The organism is Streptomyces sp. NPDC006430 (assembly GCF_040612395.1).
Lineage (GTDB): Bacteria > Actinomycetota > Actinomycetes > Streptomycetales > Streptomycetaceae > Streptomyces.
This window is the reverse complement of record NZ_JBEXQA010000049.1, coordinates 12,843-27,763: the sequence shown is the minus strand read 5'-3', so window position 1 is coordinate 27,763 and position 14,921 is coordinate 12,843. Positions and strand designations below refer to the sequence as shown.

Below are 14,921 nucleotides of genomic sequence, written 5' to 3'. Positions count from 1 at the left end.
TTTTTGGCACGCTGTTGAGTTCTCAAGGAACGGACGCTTCCTTTGTACTCACCCTCATTACTGGGGCTTTCCTCCGGGCTTCGTTCTTCGTTTCCAACTCTACCAGATCATTTCCGCGCCGTTTCCGGATCGGATTTGAATTCGGCGGCCGTTGGAGGCCTTTGCCTTTCGGCGTTCCACCACTTTAGCGCTTATCCCTTGCGACTCATAATCGAGCCATCGGATTCGAATTCGGGCACGCCGAAATCGACCCCGCCAGGGGAGCGTCGTAGGTAGTGGGTTGGCCGCTCCGGGGGTCTGCTGATAGCAGTGCCCCGTTCAAGCGGCTCGGGCTACGTTAGGCGTCTGCCAAGGGCGAGTCAAGTTGAGCGGCGGCGCGGCGCGTGGGCGCGGTACGGGCTCACCGTCGGGTCGTGGGTGATCCAGTAGCGGTACGGGTGGGCCGCGCCGGCGCCCCCCCACACCCGTGCGGGGGCCCTGCTCACCAGGTCGGGCGGGGTCGCGGTGCCCGTCAGGAGTACCAAGGGGGAATCGGGGCCGCCGCAGAGGTCGGTGCCGTCCAAGGAACGGTCCACGGCCAGGGCCGCGGCCAGGCGAGCCGGGCCTTTGGCCAGTTCTCGGTCAGTTCTGGCTGATAGTCGACGTTTACGAGCCAGGTCGGTGCCCACCGTGATCTCACCTGCGCGCAGGACCCCGCTCGCGTGGCCCGGCGGCCCGCACACCAGGTTGAGGCTGAACCACATGCAAGGCTCTGGTGGAAAACGGCAAGGCGGCCCTGTTGTCGGGCGTGGTCCGCTGCCCGAAGTGCCAGGCCGTCGTCACTCAACGGTGGAGCAAGAAGAAGGCGGCCGGAGAGCGGTACCGCATCTACACCTGTTCGGGTGGCCGATGCATCACCTGCCCGGCGGACCCGCTGGACTCCTTCGTGGTCAGGAAGGTCATCGACAGGGCCGAGGAGTGGAACGCGGCACCTGCCACGGATGCCGTCAGACGAGGAGCGTGAGGCCGAACTGCTGGCCGAGGAGACGGCCGCATCCGAGAGGCGCCGGGCCGGCCCCCAAGGGGCCGCCCTACTGCTGACCGCTTCCGCTTGTGCCGACCTACCGGCCGCTCCTCCGCTACTCCTTGCGAGTGTCCCCCGCCTTCGAACTGAAACGGGAGACGTCCCACTGGGCAGTCCCTGGCGGCCATCCGCTGATGTGCCCGCCCATCCCCCATCCGTCCGGCCGGAGTGGGCGCACGTCGGCAGTCACTCGACCGGCAAGGACGGCGCCACGCGCCACCCTCGCGAGCGATCACCCGTCTTCCGGCCATAAACCTCCGCATCGACTCACCGGCAGGCCGCGAGCAAGGCGCACAGCGACTCAGGCTCCGGCCGGCGGTCTGGCTCTCGGGCTCAGTCGGTACGCCGAGACCGTCGGATCACCGGCGAGGTAGAAGCGGTGCTGCCAGTCGTGGGCTTTACTCACGCCCACCCGTGGGCCAACCCGGATGAGCGCAGCGGGTACCGGCTCTCCCTCGGACAGTACGACCGAGGCGCCCGTCAGCAGGTCTGCGCCGTTGTGCTCTCCCGTGATGCCGAGTGCCTGGCAGAAGTTCCCCGGACCTCGGGCAAGACGAGGGTTCGCGACCCTCTCCCCTCGCCGCTGGCGTGCCAGGTCTTCCCCCTCGATGACCCTGCCTGCCCGGATGAGGACACCCGAGGCGATTCCATCCGTCCCGGTGATGACGTTGGCGCACCAATGGAGACCGTGGGACCGGTAGACGTAAAGGTGTCCTGCGGGTCCGAACATGACGGCATTACGGGGTGTCTGGCCCCGGTAGGCATGGGAAGCTGGGTCGGCCTCACCGGAGTACGCCTCGGTCTCCGTGATCGCGATGCTTACGGTTCCCTCGGGGGTTTTGCAGGTGAGGACGCTTCCAAGCAGCCTTGGGGCAACCGTTTCAGCAGGATGGGCGAGGAGGTCGATGTTCATGCTGACTGCCTTGACATGCCGTAGATGAAGTAGACGTACGCGTGTCCGGGCGGGCCGAACATCGATGCGTTGCGCGCGGTGCGTCCGCGGTGGGCGTGGGAGCCCGGGTCGGCCTCTCCCTCGTACGCCTCCACCTCCGTGATGCGGAGCTCCAGGGGGCCGTCGGGCGTAGTGCGCACCAGGATGCGGCCGAGGAGGTCCGGGGCCACGGTGAGGGCCGGCCGGTCGAAGAAGGACCGGGCCAGGGGCGTACGGTCGGGGCGCGCGCTCATCCTGTCGAGCGTAGTGGAACGCGCACACCTGCAACCGGGGCCTAAGGTTCCGCGTTTGGCAGGATGCCTTATCAGCGGTATTCGCACGAGCCTTCAAGGGGAGTCAGAGCATGGGGTTCAAGAAGCTGTTCGCGGCGCTGGGTGCCGGCGGTGCTTCGGTGGACACGATCATCACCGAGCCGAACGTCGTGCCGGGCGGGATCGTCCAGGGTGAGGTCCGGATCCAGGGCGGTTCGGTGGAGCAGCAGATCGAGGGCCTGTCCGTCGGCCTTCAGGCGCGGGTCGAGGTGGAGGGCGGCGACCAGGAGTACAAGCAGGACGTCGTCTTCACGAAGCAGCGCCTCGGCGGTGCCTTCCAGGTCCAGCCGGGCGCGCTGCACGTGGTGCCGTTCGGGCTGGAGATCCCGTGGGAGACGCCGATCACCCACTTCGGGGGTCAGCACCTGCACGGCATGAACATCGGGGTCAGCACCGAGCTGGAGATCGCCCGTGCGGTGGACGCCGGCGACCTCGACCCGATCAACGTGCACCCGGTACCGGCGCAGCAGGCGATCCTGGACGCGTTCCGTCAGCTGGGCTTCAGCTTCCGCAGTGCGGACATGGAGCGCGGGCACATCCGTGGGACGCGTCAGACACTGCCGTTCTACCAGGAGATCGAGTTCCTGCCCCCGTCGCAGTACCGCGGGCTGAACCAGGTCGAGCTGACCTTCGTCTCGGACGGTCACGAGATGGACGTCGTCCTGGAGATGGACAAGAAGTCCGGGCTGTTCACCGAGGGCAGTGACACGTACCGCTGCTTCCAGGTGGGGCTCCAGTCGTACCAGGGGACCGACTGGGCGGCGTACCTGAACCAGTGGATCGCGTCCGTGGGTTCGCAGCGCAACTGGTTCTAGGCTCGGACCCGATACTGGTTCGGTACTCGTTCGCGATCAGGAGGTTCAGCAGTGACCGAGCGGAACAGGGCACCCCTTCCCCACGACTTCCATCCGGAGGTGCACGCGTTCTCCGTCGAGAGTGCGGATCTCGAACCCGGTGGGGAGCTGGGCGAAGCCCAGGTCCTGCGGGGCGGGAACCTCTCGCCCCACCTGCGGTGGGAGGGGTTCCCGGAGGGGACGAAGAGCTTCGCCGTGACGTGCTTCGACCCGGACGCCCCGACGGGCAGCGGTTTCTGGCACTGGGTGCTCTTCGATCTGCCCGCGTCGGTCACCGAACTGCCGGCCGGGGCGGGGAGCGGGAAGTTCGAGGGCCTGCCGGCCGGGGCCGTGCACGTACGGAACGACTACGGCACGCAGGACTTCGGCGGTGCCGCTCCGCCCGCCGGGGAGCGGCACCGGTACGTGTTCACCGTGTACGCGGTGGACCAGGAGAAGCTGGGCCCGGGTGCGGACGTCTCGCCGGCCGCCGTCGGATTCAACCTGCGTTTCCACACGTTGGGGCGGGCGCAGTTGATCGGTGAGTACGAGGCCCCCGCGAGCTGATCGTTCGCCGGCCGTTTGCCCGGTCCTGGTCTAAAGACGACCAGGACCGGGCATTTTTATTGCGTTGTCCCGCGTGGCGCGCGCGGCCAGAGTGGTTGCGGGCCCTGCCGCCAGGGTGGATGCGGGCCTGCACACGGGAGGTGGGCGAGATGCGGGACACGCTGGTGCTGAATGCGAGCTTCGAGCCGCTGTCGACGGTGACGTTGAACCGGGCTGTGGTTCTGGTTCTCCAGGACAAGGCCGTCGTCGAGCAGTCGCATCCCGAACTGCGCGTGCGCGGAGCCACCATGGACCTCCCGATGCCCCGGGTGATCAGGTTGTGCAGGTACGTCCGGGTGCCCTTCCGAAGACATGCTCCCTGGTCACGGAGGGGGGTGCTGGTCCGGGACCAGCACCGGTGCGCGTACTGCGGGAAGCGCGCGACGACCGTGGACCACGTACTGCCCCGGGCCCAGGGGGGTGGGGACACCTGGTTGAACACGGTGGCGTCCTGCGCCGAGGACAACCACCGCAAGGCGGCCCGGACTCCGGAGGAGGCGGGGATGCCGCTGCTGCGTAAGCCCTTCGTACCCTCTCCGGCGGACGCCATGCTGCTGGCGCTGGGCGTGGCGGGACGCGAGGCGCTGCCGGAGTGGCTGGAGCGTTCTGCGTAGTCCGTTCGGGCCGATGGGCTGACTGCCGATACGTGGGGCGACGTAGTTCTACTACGTCGCTCAACGCAGCAGCAGCTGGACGATCGCGAGGATGCCGACCGCCACGATGACCGCGCGGAGCACGTTCGGCGGGAGGCGGCGACCGACCTTGGCGCCGATCTGGCCGCCCAGGGTGGAGCCGACCGCGATCAGGAGCACGGCCGTCCAGTCGAACTCTGCGACGAAGAGGAAGAAGACGGCCGCGATGCCGTTCACCAGGGCGGCGAGGACGTTCTTGACGGCGTTGATGCGCTGGAGGTCCTCGTGCAGCAGCAGGCCCATCAGGCCGATGTAGAGCACGCCCTGCGCGGCGCCGAAGTAGCCTCCGTACGCGCTGGCCAGCAGCATGCCGCAGAGCAGGACGGGGCCGCCGTCGGGATGGCCGGGTTCTCCCCCGGCTGCTTCCTGGCGCTTGCGCAGGGCCACGGCGAGCCGAGGCTGGAGCACGACGAGCACGAGGGCGAGTCCGATGAGGACGGGCACGATCGTGTCGAAGGAGTTCGACGGCAGGGTGAGGAGCAGGATCGCGCCCGCTAGTCCCCCGACCAGGCATACGGCGCCGAGCCGCATGACGCGGCTGCGTTGGCCCCGGAGCTCCTTGCGGTAGCCGATGGCTCCGCTGATGGAACCGGGCACCAGGCCCAGGGTGTTGGACACGTTGGCCGTCACCGGCGGGAGTCCGGTGGCCAGCAGCACCGGGAAGGTGATGAGGGTGCCGGAGCCGACGATGGTGTTGATGGTGCCGGCGCCGATGCCGGCCGCGAACACCGCGAGTGATTCCCAGATGGACATGGACATGGACTTGGCCATCCCCTTTGCATGAGTGAGTCGCCTCCCCGCCATCAAGGTCGAGGGGCCTCACTGATCATGCAGGAGGGGACGGCGGTCCCGGTCGAGGGGGTCGGCCCGGGGAGGGTCGGGGGTCAGTCGATCGGAGGCTGCTCGCGACGGTCGGTCCCGTTCGCGACGTTGTTGCCGTTGGTTCCGGCCGGCTTGCCCGCGTTCTGCGGGTTGAAGCCCGAACTGCCGCCCATCGGACCGAAGTTACCCATGGCCCCGGACAGACCCTTGAGGGCGTCACCGATCTCGCTGGGTACGATCCACAGCTTGTTGGCGTCGCCTTCGGCGATCTTCGGGAGCATCTGGAGGTACTGGTAGGCGAGGAGCTTCTGGTCGGCGTCGCCGGCGTGGATGGACTCGAAGACCGTACGGATGGCCTGTGCTTCACCCTCGGCGCGCAGGGCCGCGGCCTTAGCCTCACCCTCGGCGCGGAGGATGGAGGACTGCTTCTCGCCCTCGGCACGGAGGATCTCGGACTGACGGACGCCCTCGGCCTGGAGGATGGCGGCGCGCTTGTCGCGGTCGGCGCGCATCTGCTTCTCCATCGAGTCCTGGATGGAGGTCGGCGGCTCGATCGCCTTGAGTTCGACGCGGTTGACGCGGATGCCCCACTTGCCGGTGGCCTCGTCGAGGACCCCGCGCAGGGCCGCGTTGATCTCCTCGCGGGAGGTGAGGGTCCGTTCCAGGTCCATGCCACCGATGATGTTGCGCAGCGTGGTGACGGTGAGTTGCTCGATGGCCTGGATGTAGCTGGCGACCTCGTACGTCGCGGCGCGGGCGTCGGTCACCTGGTAGTAGATGACGGTGTCGATGTTGACGACCAGGTTGTCCTGGGTGATCACCGGCTGCGGCGGGAACGGCACGACCTGCTCGCGCAGGTCGATGCGGTTGCGGATCGAGTCTATGAACGGGACGACGATGTTGAGGCCTGCGTTGAGGGTGCGCGTGTACCGGCCGAAGCGTTCGACGATGGCGGCGCTGGCCTGCGGGATCACCTGGATCGTCTTGACCAGTGCGATGAAGACCAGAGCCACCAGAATGATCAGGACGATGATGATCGGTTGCATGCGGTTCCCCGTGCCCTTCCGGCTGTGTGTGCTGCCCCGTTGAGCGGAGTCTCGCAGACCCCGGGGCCGCGGGTCGGCTCGTTAGCTCACAAGCTCACATCACGACCGCGGTGGCTCCGTCGATCTCCACGACGTCCACCTGCTGGCCCGGTTCGAAACTGCTGTCCGCGTCCAGTGCGCGCGCGGACCAGATCTCGCCGGCGAGCTTGATCCTTCCCCCTCTGCCGTCGACTCGTTCGAGGACGAGCGCGCTTCTGCCCTTCAACGCGTCGATGCCGCTGCGGTGTTGGGGGCGCTGCTCGCGGTGGTGGTTGGCAAACGAGCGGACGACGGCGATGAGTGCGACCGACACGATGACGAAGACCAGGACCTGGGCCACCACTCCGCCGCCGAAGGCCGCCGTCACGGCGGCCGCGACCGCGCCGACGGCGAACATGCCGAACTCCGGCATCGCCGTCAGGACGAGGGGAATGCCCAGTCCGACAGCGCCGATGAGCCACCACACCCACGCGTCGATGTTCACATGGTCATGGTAGGTCGGGGGGCGCCGTCCGGACAGGGTGCGAAGGTCCCCGTACCCCGCGACGCCGCCCGGACTTACCCGGGCCCGCTCAGCGCAACGGGAGGCCCTGCGCGGCCCAACGGTCGCCGTTGCGCTCGACGACCAGCGGGAGGCCGAAGCAGAGCGACAGGTTGCGGGCGGTCAGTTCGAGGTCGATCGGGCCGGCGGCCACGACCTTGCCCTGGCGGATCATCAGAACGTGGGTGAAGCCGGGGGCGATCTCCTCGACGTGGTGCGTGACCATGATCATGGAGGGGGCGAGCGGGTCGCGGGCGAGACGGCCGAGTCGGCGTACGAGGTCCTCGCGGCCACCGAGGTCCAGGCCGGCGGCGGGCTCGTCGAGCAGGAGCAGCTCGGGGTCGGTCATCAGGGCGCGGGCGATCAGGGTGCGCTTGCGCTCGCCCTCGGAGAGGGTGCCGAACTTCCGGTCGAGGTACTCCGTCATGCCGAGGCGGTCGAGGAAGGCGCGGGCGCGCTGCTCGTCGATGTCCTCGTACTCCTCCTGCCAGGTCGCCGTCATGCCGTACGCGGCGGTGAGGACGGTCTGCAGGACGGTCTGCCGCTTCGGCAGCTTGTCGGCCATCGCGATGCCGGCGATGCCGATGCGGGGGCGCAGCTCGAAGACGTCCACCTTGCCGAGGGTGCTGCCGAGGATGGTGGCGGTGCCCTTGGTGGGGAAGAGGTAGCTGGAGGCGACGTTGAGCAGGGTGGTCTTCCCCGCACCGTTGGGGCCGAGGATCGCCCAGCGCTCCCCCTCCTTGACCGACCAGGAGACCTGGTCCACCAGAGCCCGGCCCTCGCGGACCACGGATACGTCCACCAGCTCCAGAACATCGCTCATGAGCGTGTTGTCTCCCCTTGCAGTCTCGGTTCGTCTGTGCACCGGTAGGCGCAGCCCCAGGGGAAAACCTACGCCACTCGGAGAGGTGTCCGGGCGCCAGGTTGGGTGCGGGGGCCCGATCCGGCGCGATCCGTAAAGTGGGGGAATGCTTTTCGAACCACGTTCAGGGCGGTTGGCCGCCTGGGGGAACGCGCTGCTGTCCGGACTGGTCTCGCCCGACGAGGCCGTGTCGTCGATCGTGGGCGAGGACGCCGTGCACCGGGTGGAGGGGTTGCCGGGCGAATCGGGTCCGGTGGGTCTGACGCTGGCGCTCGGTCGGATGCGGGCGCTGGGGGTGAGCGGGTTGCGGGTGGCGCTGCCGGCGCCGGGGCATCCGCTGGGGCTGAGCGGTCCGCCGGAGTTCAATGCGCGGGCGCTGGAGGCGCAGGAGGCCGTGGTCGCCGTGGGGGCGGCGCTGGGGCTGGTGCCGGAGGTCCACGAGGTCGGGCCGGCGGGGGACGTGCACGTGGCGGTGGTGTGGCACTGCCTGCCCGTACGGGAGGCTCCGCCGGCGGACGTGCCGTCGCTCGGGGAGGCGGAGCGGGAGCTGGCGGAGGCGCTGCGCGAGGCGACGGTGGTGCTGACGCGGTTGGACCTGGCGGGGTCCGGGCCGGTGGCGGAGGCCGCGCTGTCGGCGTACCGGGCCCGGGCGGAGGCCGGGCGGGAGGTGCTGGCACCGGGGTATCCCGCGCGGGCGGTGCGGGTGCTGGCCTTGGCGCAGCGGGTGGACCTGCTGGTGTCGCTGGCGTACGAGCACGGGCCTGGGGCTGCGGTGGCCGCCTCGGAGATGGCGGCCCGGGCGGAGGCGCTGCGGCCGGTGGAGCGGGTCGCCCGGCGGGCGCTGGTCGCGGCGTACAACGCGGCCGTGGAGGAACGCGAGCGGGGCTGACCCCCGCCGGGGCCGCGCGGGCGGCAGCCCGTGGCGGACCGGCTCGGGACGCACTGCGGCCCCGCTTCCCGGGGAGAGGGGGGAAGCGGGGCCGGCCGGGGGGTGCGGGTCAGCTGTTGACGCCGCTGTTGCCCCAGACACCGTTCAGCAGGCCGATCACCGTAACGGTGTTGCCGACCACGTTCACGGGAACGTGGACGGGGGCCTGGACCTGGTTTCCGGAGACCACGCCGGGCGAGCCCACGGCCTGGCCGTCGGCCGACGCTCCGCCGTGGGCCGAGGAGACACCGGCGCCCGCGGCAAGGAGACCGCCCGCGATCATGGTGACGGCAGTGGCCTTCTTGATGTTCTTCACGTTCTTCGTCCTCCAGTACGTCCGTCGCGGCAGCCGCCGCGGCACGTCATGAAGAACGGGTCATCCGATGAACGGGATGCGCCATGTGGGCTACATCCACCCGACCGTATGAATCTCGGACCGGAGCCAGACGCCGGCTGCGATGTCCCTTCAGTCGGTGATCCCGTGCCTGACCGCCCACAACGCCGCCTGCGTACGGTCGGCCAGGTCCAGCTTCATCAGAATGTTCGAGACGTGCGTCTTGACCGTCTTCTCGGAGAGGACCAGCGCACGGGCGATCTCGCGGTTGGAGCGGCCGTCCGCGATGTGGGAGAGGACCTCCCGTTCGCGTTCGGTCAGGGAACCGCCGCGGCTCGACGAGGGCTGTTCGTCCTGGGAGAGCAGCGCTTCCGCCACCTCTGGCTGGAGCAGCACGTGCCCCGCGTGCACGGAGCGGATGGCTCCGGCCAGGGCGTCGGGGTCGATGTCCTTGTAGACGTACCCCGCGGCGCCGGCCCGCAGCGCGGGCACCACCGTCCGCTGCTCGGTGAAGCTGGTGACGATCAGCACCCGCGCCGGGTGGGCCAGCGCGCGCAGCCTGCGCAGCGCCTCGATGCCGTCGGTGCCCGGCATCTTGACGTCCATCAGGATGACGTCCGGGCCCAGTTCCTCGGCGCGGGCCACGCCCTCCTCGCCGTCGGCGGCCTCGCCGACCACCTCTATGTCGTCCTGGACCTCCAGGAAGGTGCGCAGGCCCCGGCGGACCACCTGGTGGTCGTCGACGAGCAGGACGCGGATGCGGCTGGGGGTGTCAGCCACCGGGAACCTCCATCTCGATCGTGGTGCCCGTACCGGGCACCGAGTGCACGGTGAGGTGGCCGCCGACGCCGCCGGCCCTGTCACGCATGGAGACCAGGCCCAGGTGGCGCCCGGCTGCGCGGATCGTCGAAGGGGAGAACCCGCGGCCGTTGTCCGTCACCGTCAAGGCCGCTCCGGCGGCGCGGCGGGCGAGGGTGACCTCGACGCGGTCCCCGCCCGAGTGGCGCAGGGCGTTGTGGAGGGCCTCCTGGGCGACCCGGAGCAGCGCTTCCTCCTGGGTCGCCGGGAGGGCCCGTACGCCGTCACAGGTGAAGGTGACGTGCGCGGTGTGGGCGCGGTCGAGTACGTGGACCTGGTCGCGGAGGGTGGCGACCAGGCCGTCCTCGTCCAGGGCCGCCGGGCGCAGCTCGGTCACGGCGGCGCGCAGCTCGTCGGCGGCCTCCGCGGCGAGGGCGGCGACCTGCTGGAGCTCGCCCTTGGCGCGGGCCGGGTCGCGGTCCACCAGGGCGGCGGCGGCCTGGGCGGTGAGGCGCAGCGAGAAGAGCTTCTGGGCCACCGCGTCGTGCAGCTCGTGGGCGAGGCGGGAGCGCTCCTCGGCGATGGTGAGCTCGCGGCTGCGCTCGTAGAGCCGGGCATTGGTGAGGGCGATCGCCGCGTGCTGGGCGAGCAGGGAGAGGAGTTCCTCGTCCTCCTCCGTGAAGCCGCCGGGGCTCTGCTTGTTCGCGAGGAAGAGGGCGCCGAGGGTCTCCTCGCCGTCGCGGACGGGCAGGCCGAGGAAGTCGGTCATCTCGGGGTGGGCGGCGGGCCAGCCCTCGAAGCGCGGGTCCTTGCGCACGTCGGCGAGGCGCTCGGGGCCCTCCCGGTGGAGCATCGCGGCGAGGATGCCGTGCTGGCGGGGCAGCGGGCCGATCCGACGCCACTGCTCCTCGCTGATGCCATCCACGACGAACTGTGCGAAGCCTCCGTGGTCGTCCGGAACGCCCAGGGCCGCGTACTGCGCGTTCAGCAGCTCGCGGGCCGAGACGACGATGGTGCGCAGGACGTCGCGGATCTCCAGACGGCGACTCATGGCGAGGAGTGCGGTGCTCACCGCGGAGAGGCCGTGGCGGGGGCCGCCGGGCACGGGACTACCAGTCATGGCCTCACCGTACTCGCGGCTCTGACCTGCGGTATCGGGCTTGAGCCCTAGGGCCGGAGGCCGTGCGGCCTACTACGCAGGAAGGGGGGAGCGGGGGCTCGTATCCACCGTGCGGAGGAGGGTGGCGGTGACTTGTGGTCCTCAGGCCTGATATTTGCGTCACGGAATGCATTGCTACCGCAACTGATGGTGAAAGCGTTACGTGGTCGATGTGAGCCCGCACATAGGACCCACGTCACTTACGAAGGAGCCTAGTGGATAGATAAAGGCCGTGTCAGTGCTGCTGAGCGTGGCGGCAGGCCTAGAATTCCGGGGCACCCACGCCCCCCTGATCCACTAAGCAGGATCGTACGTCACACCGTTGCCAGGCGATTTTGCCGCCGCTAAGAATTGCTCCCGTCGCACAGCGCCGCGGATCCCGGATCCGAATGGCGCTTTCCTGCGGCTCCCGCTATTCGAAGAGGTTGCTACGCATGTCCGAGACCAGCACCCCCGGCCATCGTCGTCTGACGAAGGCGCACAAGCTCTCCTTCGCCGCCATCGCCACCCTGGGCGCTGCCGCCCTCGCCGCCACCGTCGTCCCGGCGGGCACCGCCGACGCCGACACGACCGTGACCGCCGCCCCCGTGGCGTGGACCCAGGTCGTCGAGGGCGTCCAGGCGAAGACCGTGCAGCAGCACCTCACCGCGCAGACGATCGTGGCCGACAAGCTGGCCACGGACGCGGCGAAGGTCGAGGCCGCGGTCAAGGCGAAGGCCGCCGCCAAGGCCAAGGCCGAGGCCGCTGCTGCCGCCGCCAAGGCCAAGGCCGCTGCCGCCGCCAAGAAGGCCAAGGCCGAGGCCGCTGCCAAGAAGGCCCGCGCGCTGAAGGAGGCCGCCAGCCGGTCCGCCGCGCGCAAGCCGGTCTACGCGAACAACCTTGACGGCTGGATCAAGGAGTCGCTGGCGATCATGAAGGCGCACAAGATTCCGGGCACGTACAACGGCCTGTACAAGAACATCATGCGCGAGTCGAGCGGCAACCCGCGGGCGATCAACCTGTGGGACATCAACGCCAAGAACGGCGTGCCCTCGATCGGCCTGCTCCAGGTCATCAAGCCGACCTTCCTGGCCTACCACGTTTCCGGCACGCCGCTGGACCAGTACCACCCGGTCGCCAACATCGTCGCCGCGGCCAACTACGCCGCCGACCGTTACGGCTCGATCGACAACGTCAACAGCGCCTACTGAGGCCTGCCGGCGGAGCAACCTCTACGCGCCTCAGGGCGGCACCCGGTTCCGGGTGCCGCCCTGAGGCGTTGGTGCGAGGGGTGCGGCGAGGGGTGCGCCGACTAGTTGCGCATGACCTCGGGCTCGTGGCGGCGCAGCAGCTTCTGCACTGCGAAGCCGCATGCGACGCCGATGAGCAGCAGGATCGTGATGTTCACGCCCCACTGCGCGATCGAGTGCTCCCACAGCGGGTCGGTGTTGGTCGGGTTCTGCTGGTCCCACGGCGGCATCAGCTTGCCGAGGTTCAGCGTGGTGCCGGCGGCGGCGACGGCCCAGCGCGACGGCATCAGCCAGGCGAACTGCTCCAGGCCCGGGGAGTCGTACACCTGGAAGAGGATGCCGGTGAACACGACCTGGACGATCGCGAACATGACCAGCAGCGGCATCGTCTTCTCGGAGGTCTTCACCAGCGAGGAGATCACCAGGCCGAACATCATCGACGTGAAGCCGAGCGCGGTGACCGACAGGCAGAGCTCGACGGCCGGGGGCATGAGCAGGCCCTCGGTGGGCAGGTCGCGCGGGGTGAAGCCGATGGCGCAGATGACCACGCCCTGGATGGCCGTGATGAAGCCGAGGACGATCACCTTCGACATGAGGTACGCCGACCGGGACAGACCGGTGGCGCGCTCACGCTCGTAGATGACGCGTTCCTTGATCAGCTCACGGACCGAGTTCGCGGCGCCCGAGAAGCACATGCCGACGCAGAGGATCAGCATGATCGTGCCGGCGTCGCCGTTGAACCGGGACGGCGGCTTCGGCGGCGCGAGGCCGAAGGTCGCGGGGATGACCGTCGAGACCACGCCCAGGACCGCGGGCAGGATCAGCATCAGGGCCATGAAGCCCTTGTCGGACGCGATGACCGAGACGTAGCGGCGGATCAGGGTCCACAGCTGGTCGCCCCAGCCCTGCGCCTTCGGCGGCATCATCTGCATCGGCGGCATCGCGACCTGCTGCGGGGCCACCGCGTCCAGGTCGGCGGCGTACAGCTGGTAGTGCTGCGAGCCCTTCCAGCGGCCGGCCCAGTCGTAGTCGCGGTAGTTCTCGAAGGCCGAGAAGACGTCCGCCCACGTGGTGTAACCGAAGAAGTTCAGCGCCTCGTCCGGCGGGCCGAAGTACGCGACCGCACCGCCCGGCGCCATGACCAGCAGCTTGTCGCAGAGGGCCAGCTCGGCGACGGAGTGGGTGACGACGAGGACCGTGCGGCCGTCGTCCGCGAGGCCGCGCAGTAGCTGCATGACGTCGCGGTCCATGCCCGGGTCGAGACCGGAGGTCGGCTCGTCCAGGAAGATCAGCGAGGGCTTGGTGAGCAGCTCCAGCGCCACGGACACGCGCTTGCGCTGACCACCCGAGAGCGAGGTGATCTTCTTGTCCTTGTGGATGTCGAGCTTGAGCTCGCGCAGCACCTCGTCGATGCGGGCGGCACGCTCGGACTCGGCGGTGTCGCCGGGGAAGCGGAGCTTGGCCGCGTACTTGAGGGCCGTGCTGACCTTCAACTCCTTGTGCAGGATGTCGTCCTGCGGGACCAGGCCGATGCGCTGGCGGAGCTCCGCGAACTGCTTGTACAGGTTGCGGTTGTCGTAGAGGACTTCGCCCTCGTTGGCGGGCCGGTAACCGGTCAGCGCCTTGAGCAGCGTCGACTTGCCGGAGCCGGAGGGGCCGATGACACCGATCAGCGACTTCTCCGGGACGCCGAAGGTGACGTCCTTGAGGATCTGCTTGCCGCCGTCGACCGTGACCGTGAGGTGGCGGGCCGAGAAGGAGACGTCGCCGGAGTCGACGAACTCTTCGAGCCGGTCGCCGACGAGCCGGAACGTCGAGTGGCCGACGCCGACGATGTCGTTCGGGCCGAGCAGCGCGGTGCCGGACTTGGGCAGCGGCTGACCGTTGACGTAGGTGCCGTTGTGGCTGCCGAGGTCGTGGATCTCGAAGCGCCCGCCGGTGGAACGGAACTCGGCGTGGTGGCGCGAGACCTGGAGGTCCGAGACGACGAGCTCGTTCTCCAGCGCACGACCGATGCGCATCACGCGGCCGACTGCGATCTGGTGGAACGTCGTCGGGCTGCGGTCGCCGTAACCCGGGTTCACTCCCTGCGCGGGGTGGGACGCACCCGCTCCGCCGCCCTGCTGCTGCGGGAAGTGCGGCTGCTGCTGGGCGGCGACCGGGTGCTGCGGCTGCTGCTGCCAGGCCTGCTGCGGCTGCTGCTGCGGGGCCGGAGCCTGGTACGCCTGGGCGGGAGCCTGGTAGGCGGGGGCCGGAGCCTGGTACGCCGGAGCCTGCTGCGGAACTGCCTGCTGCGGCGCGGCGGCAGCGCTCAGATTCAGCCGCGGGCCGTCGGTGGCGTTGCCCAGGTGGACCGGCGTGCCCACTACGAGCTCGGTCTGCTGGACCCGGGCGCCGTGCACATAGGTGCCGTTGGTGCTGCCGTGGTCCTCGATGCCCCAACCCCGCCCGTTCCAGGCGATGGTGGCGTGCCGCCACGACACCCGGGCATCATCGATCACCACGTCTCCCTGGGGGTCACGCCCCAGCGAGTACGACCTGGACGGATCGAGCGTCCAGGTCCTTCCATTCAATTCCAGTACGAGTTCCGGCACTCCAGCCCCACTTAAGTCCCCCGAGAATCTCCCCGACGTCAGGGAGTCCGACGTCAGGGAGTCTAGGGATGGCGAACATCCGGGGGAACTATTTCAGGCCCGCGGCCACATG

15 protein-coding genes and 2 pseudogenes are annotated in these 14,921 nt (G+C 69.3%); 6 read left to right on the top strand and 11 right to left on the bottom strand.

The genetic code is table 11. From position 1 onward, the window contains the following. Positions 1 to 359 precede the first annotated feature (359 nt). Positions 360 to 743, bottom strand: a pseudogene (locus ABZZ20_RS34580) (DNA-3-methyladenine glycosylase); the annotation flags it as partial. An 11-nt stretch (positions 744 to 754) separates the two neighbouring features. Between ABZZ20_RS34580 and ABZZ20_RS34575 the strand changes: the two are divergent. Continuing rightward, positions 755 to 1,003, top strand: coding sequence for a zinc ribbon domain-containing protein (locus ABZZ20_RS34575; RefSeq protein ID WP_356876587.1), 249 nt, complete (start codon positions 755 to 757; stop codon positions 1,001 to 1,003). 361 nt (positions 1,004 to 1,364) lie between these two features. On the opposite strand, the gene ABZZ20_RS34570 is transcribed toward ABZZ20_RS34575, so the two are convergent. Together ABZZ20_RS34570 and ABZZ20_RS34565 are read right to left on the bottom strand one after the other, a co-directional pair. Further along, the gene (locus ABZZ20_RS34570; RefSeq protein WP_356876585.1) at positions 1,365 to 1,976 is read right to left on the bottom strand and encodes a DNA-3-methyladenine glycosylase; all 612 of its coding nucleotides are present in this window, start codon (positions 1,974 to 1,976) and stop codon (positions 1,365 to 1,367) included. 14 nt (positions 1,977 to 1,990) lie between these two features. After that, a pseudogene (locus ABZZ20_RS34565) lies at positions 1,991 to 2,248 on the bottom strand (DNA-3-methyladenine glycosylase); the annotation flags it as partial. A 110-nt stretch (positions 2,249 to 2,358) separates the two neighbouring features. On the opposite strand from ABZZ20_RS34565, the gene ABZZ20_RS34560 reads away from it, so the two are divergent. From ABZZ20_RS34560 to ABZZ20_RS34550, 3 genes are all read left to right on the top strand, one after another. Next, positions 2,359 to 3,141, top strand: a complete 783-nt coding sequence (locus tag ABZZ20_RS34560; protein ID WP_356876583.1) for a sporulation protein — start codon at positions 2,359 to 2,361, stop codon at positions 3,139 to 3,141. 51 nt (positions 3,142 to 3,192) lie between these two features. Next, positions 3,193 to 3,726 (top strand): YbhB/YbcL family Raf kinase inhibitor-like protein, encoded by a 534-nt coding sequence (locus ABZZ20_RS34555; RefSeq protein WP_356876581.1) that lies wholly within the window; start codon positions 3,193 to 3,195, stop codon positions 3,724 to 3,726. A 149-nt stretch (positions 3,727 to 3,875) separates the two neighbouring features. Beyond that, positions 3,876 to 4,379 (top strand): HNH endonuclease, encoded by a 504-nt coding sequence (locus ABZZ20_RS34550; RefSeq protein ID WP_356876579.1) that lies wholly within the window; start codon positions 3,876 to 3,878, stop codon positions 4,377 to 4,379. A 60-nt stretch (positions 4,380 to 4,439) separates the two neighbouring features. Here the strand turns inward: ABZZ20_RS34550 and ABZZ20_RS34545 are convergent, their stop codons facing one another. The 4 genes from ABZZ20_RS34545 to ABZZ20_RS34530 all read right to left on the bottom strand — a co-directional run bounded on the left by ABZZ20_RS34545 (position 4,440) and on the right by ABZZ20_RS34530 (position 7,728). Continuing rightward, a complete protein-coding gene (locus ABZZ20_RS34545; protein ID WP_356876591.1) occupies positions 4,440 to 5,210 on the bottom strand; it encodes a sulfite exporter TauE/SafE family protein in 771 nt (256 codons plus the stop codon). Between the two features lie 131 nt (positions 5,211 to 5,341). Continuing rightward, entirely contained in the window at positions 5,342 to 6,325 is a 984-nt protein-coding gene (locus tag ABZZ20_RS34540; protein ID WP_356876577.1) for an SPFH domain-containing protein, read from the bottom strand. 94 nt (positions 6,326 to 6,419) lie between these two features. Beyond that, the gene (locus ABZZ20_RS34535) at positions 6,420 to 6,848 is read right to left on the bottom strand and encodes an NfeD family protein (protein ID WP_356876575.1); all 429 of its coding nucleotides are present in this window, start codon (positions 6,846 to 6,848) and stop codon (positions 6,420 to 6,422) included. A gap of 88 nt (positions 6,849 to 6,936) precedes the next feature. Further along, positions 6,937 to 7,728 carry an ABC transporter ATP-binding protein gene (locus tag ABZZ20_RS34530; RefSeq protein WP_356876573.1) on the bottom strand — a complete coding sequence of 264 codons (792 nt, stop codon included), beginning with the start codon at positions 7,726 to 7,728 and terminating at the stop codon, positions 6,937 to 6,939. 145 nt (positions 7,729 to 7,873) lie between these two features. Here ABZZ20_RS34530 and ABZZ20_RS34525 point away from each other — a divergent pair, with 145 nt between their 5' ends. Continuing rightward, positions 7,874 to 8,656, top strand: coding sequence for a hypothetical protein (locus ABZZ20_RS34525; protein WP_356876571.1), 783 nt, complete (start codon positions 7,874 to 7,876; stop codon positions 8,654 to 8,656). Between the two features lie 109 nt (positions 8,657 to 8,765). Here the strand turns inward: ABZZ20_RS34525 and ABZZ20_RS34520 are convergent, their stop codons facing one another. From ABZZ20_RS34520 to ABZZ20_RS34510, 3 genes are all read right to left on the bottom strand, one after another. After that, positions 8,766 to 9,011 carry a chaplin gene (locus ABZZ20_RS34520; RefSeq protein WP_356876569.1) on the bottom strand — a complete coding sequence of 82 codons (246 nt, stop codon included), beginning with the start codon at positions 9,009 to 9,011 and terminating at the stop codon, positions 8,766 to 8,768. A gap of 150 nt (positions 9,012 to 9,161) precedes the next feature. Continuing rightward, a complete protein-coding gene (locus ABZZ20_RS34515) occupies positions 9,162 to 9,809 on the bottom strand; it encodes a response regulator transcription factor (protein ID WP_356876567.1) in 648 nt (215 codons plus the stop codon). After that, a complete protein-coding gene (locus tag ABZZ20_RS34510; protein WP_356876589.1) occupies positions 9,802 to 10,932 on the bottom strand; it encodes a GAF domain-containing sensor histidine kinase in 1,131 nt (376 codons plus the stop codon). The genes ABZZ20_RS34515 and ABZZ20_RS34510 overlap by 8 nt, the downstream gene beginning before the upstream one ends. A gap of 488 nt (positions 10,933 to 11,420) precedes the next feature. Between ABZZ20_RS34510 and ABZZ20_RS34505 the strand changes: the two genes are divergently transcribed. Further along, a complete protein-coding gene (locus ABZZ20_RS34505; protein ID WP_356876565.1) occupies positions 11,421 to 12,176 on the top strand; it encodes a transglycosylase SLT domain-containing protein in 756 nt (251 codons plus the stop codon). 101 nt (positions 12,177 to 12,277) lie between these two features. On the opposite strand, the gene ABZZ20_RS34500 is transcribed toward ABZZ20_RS34505, so the two are convergent. Further along, positions 12,278 to 14,809, bottom strand: a complete 2,532-nt coding sequence (locus ABZZ20_RS34500; protein WP_356876563.1) for an FHA domain-containing protein — start codon at positions 14,807 to 14,809, stop codon at positions 12,278 to 12,280. Between the last annotated feature and the right edge of the window lie 112 nt (positions 14,810 to 14,921).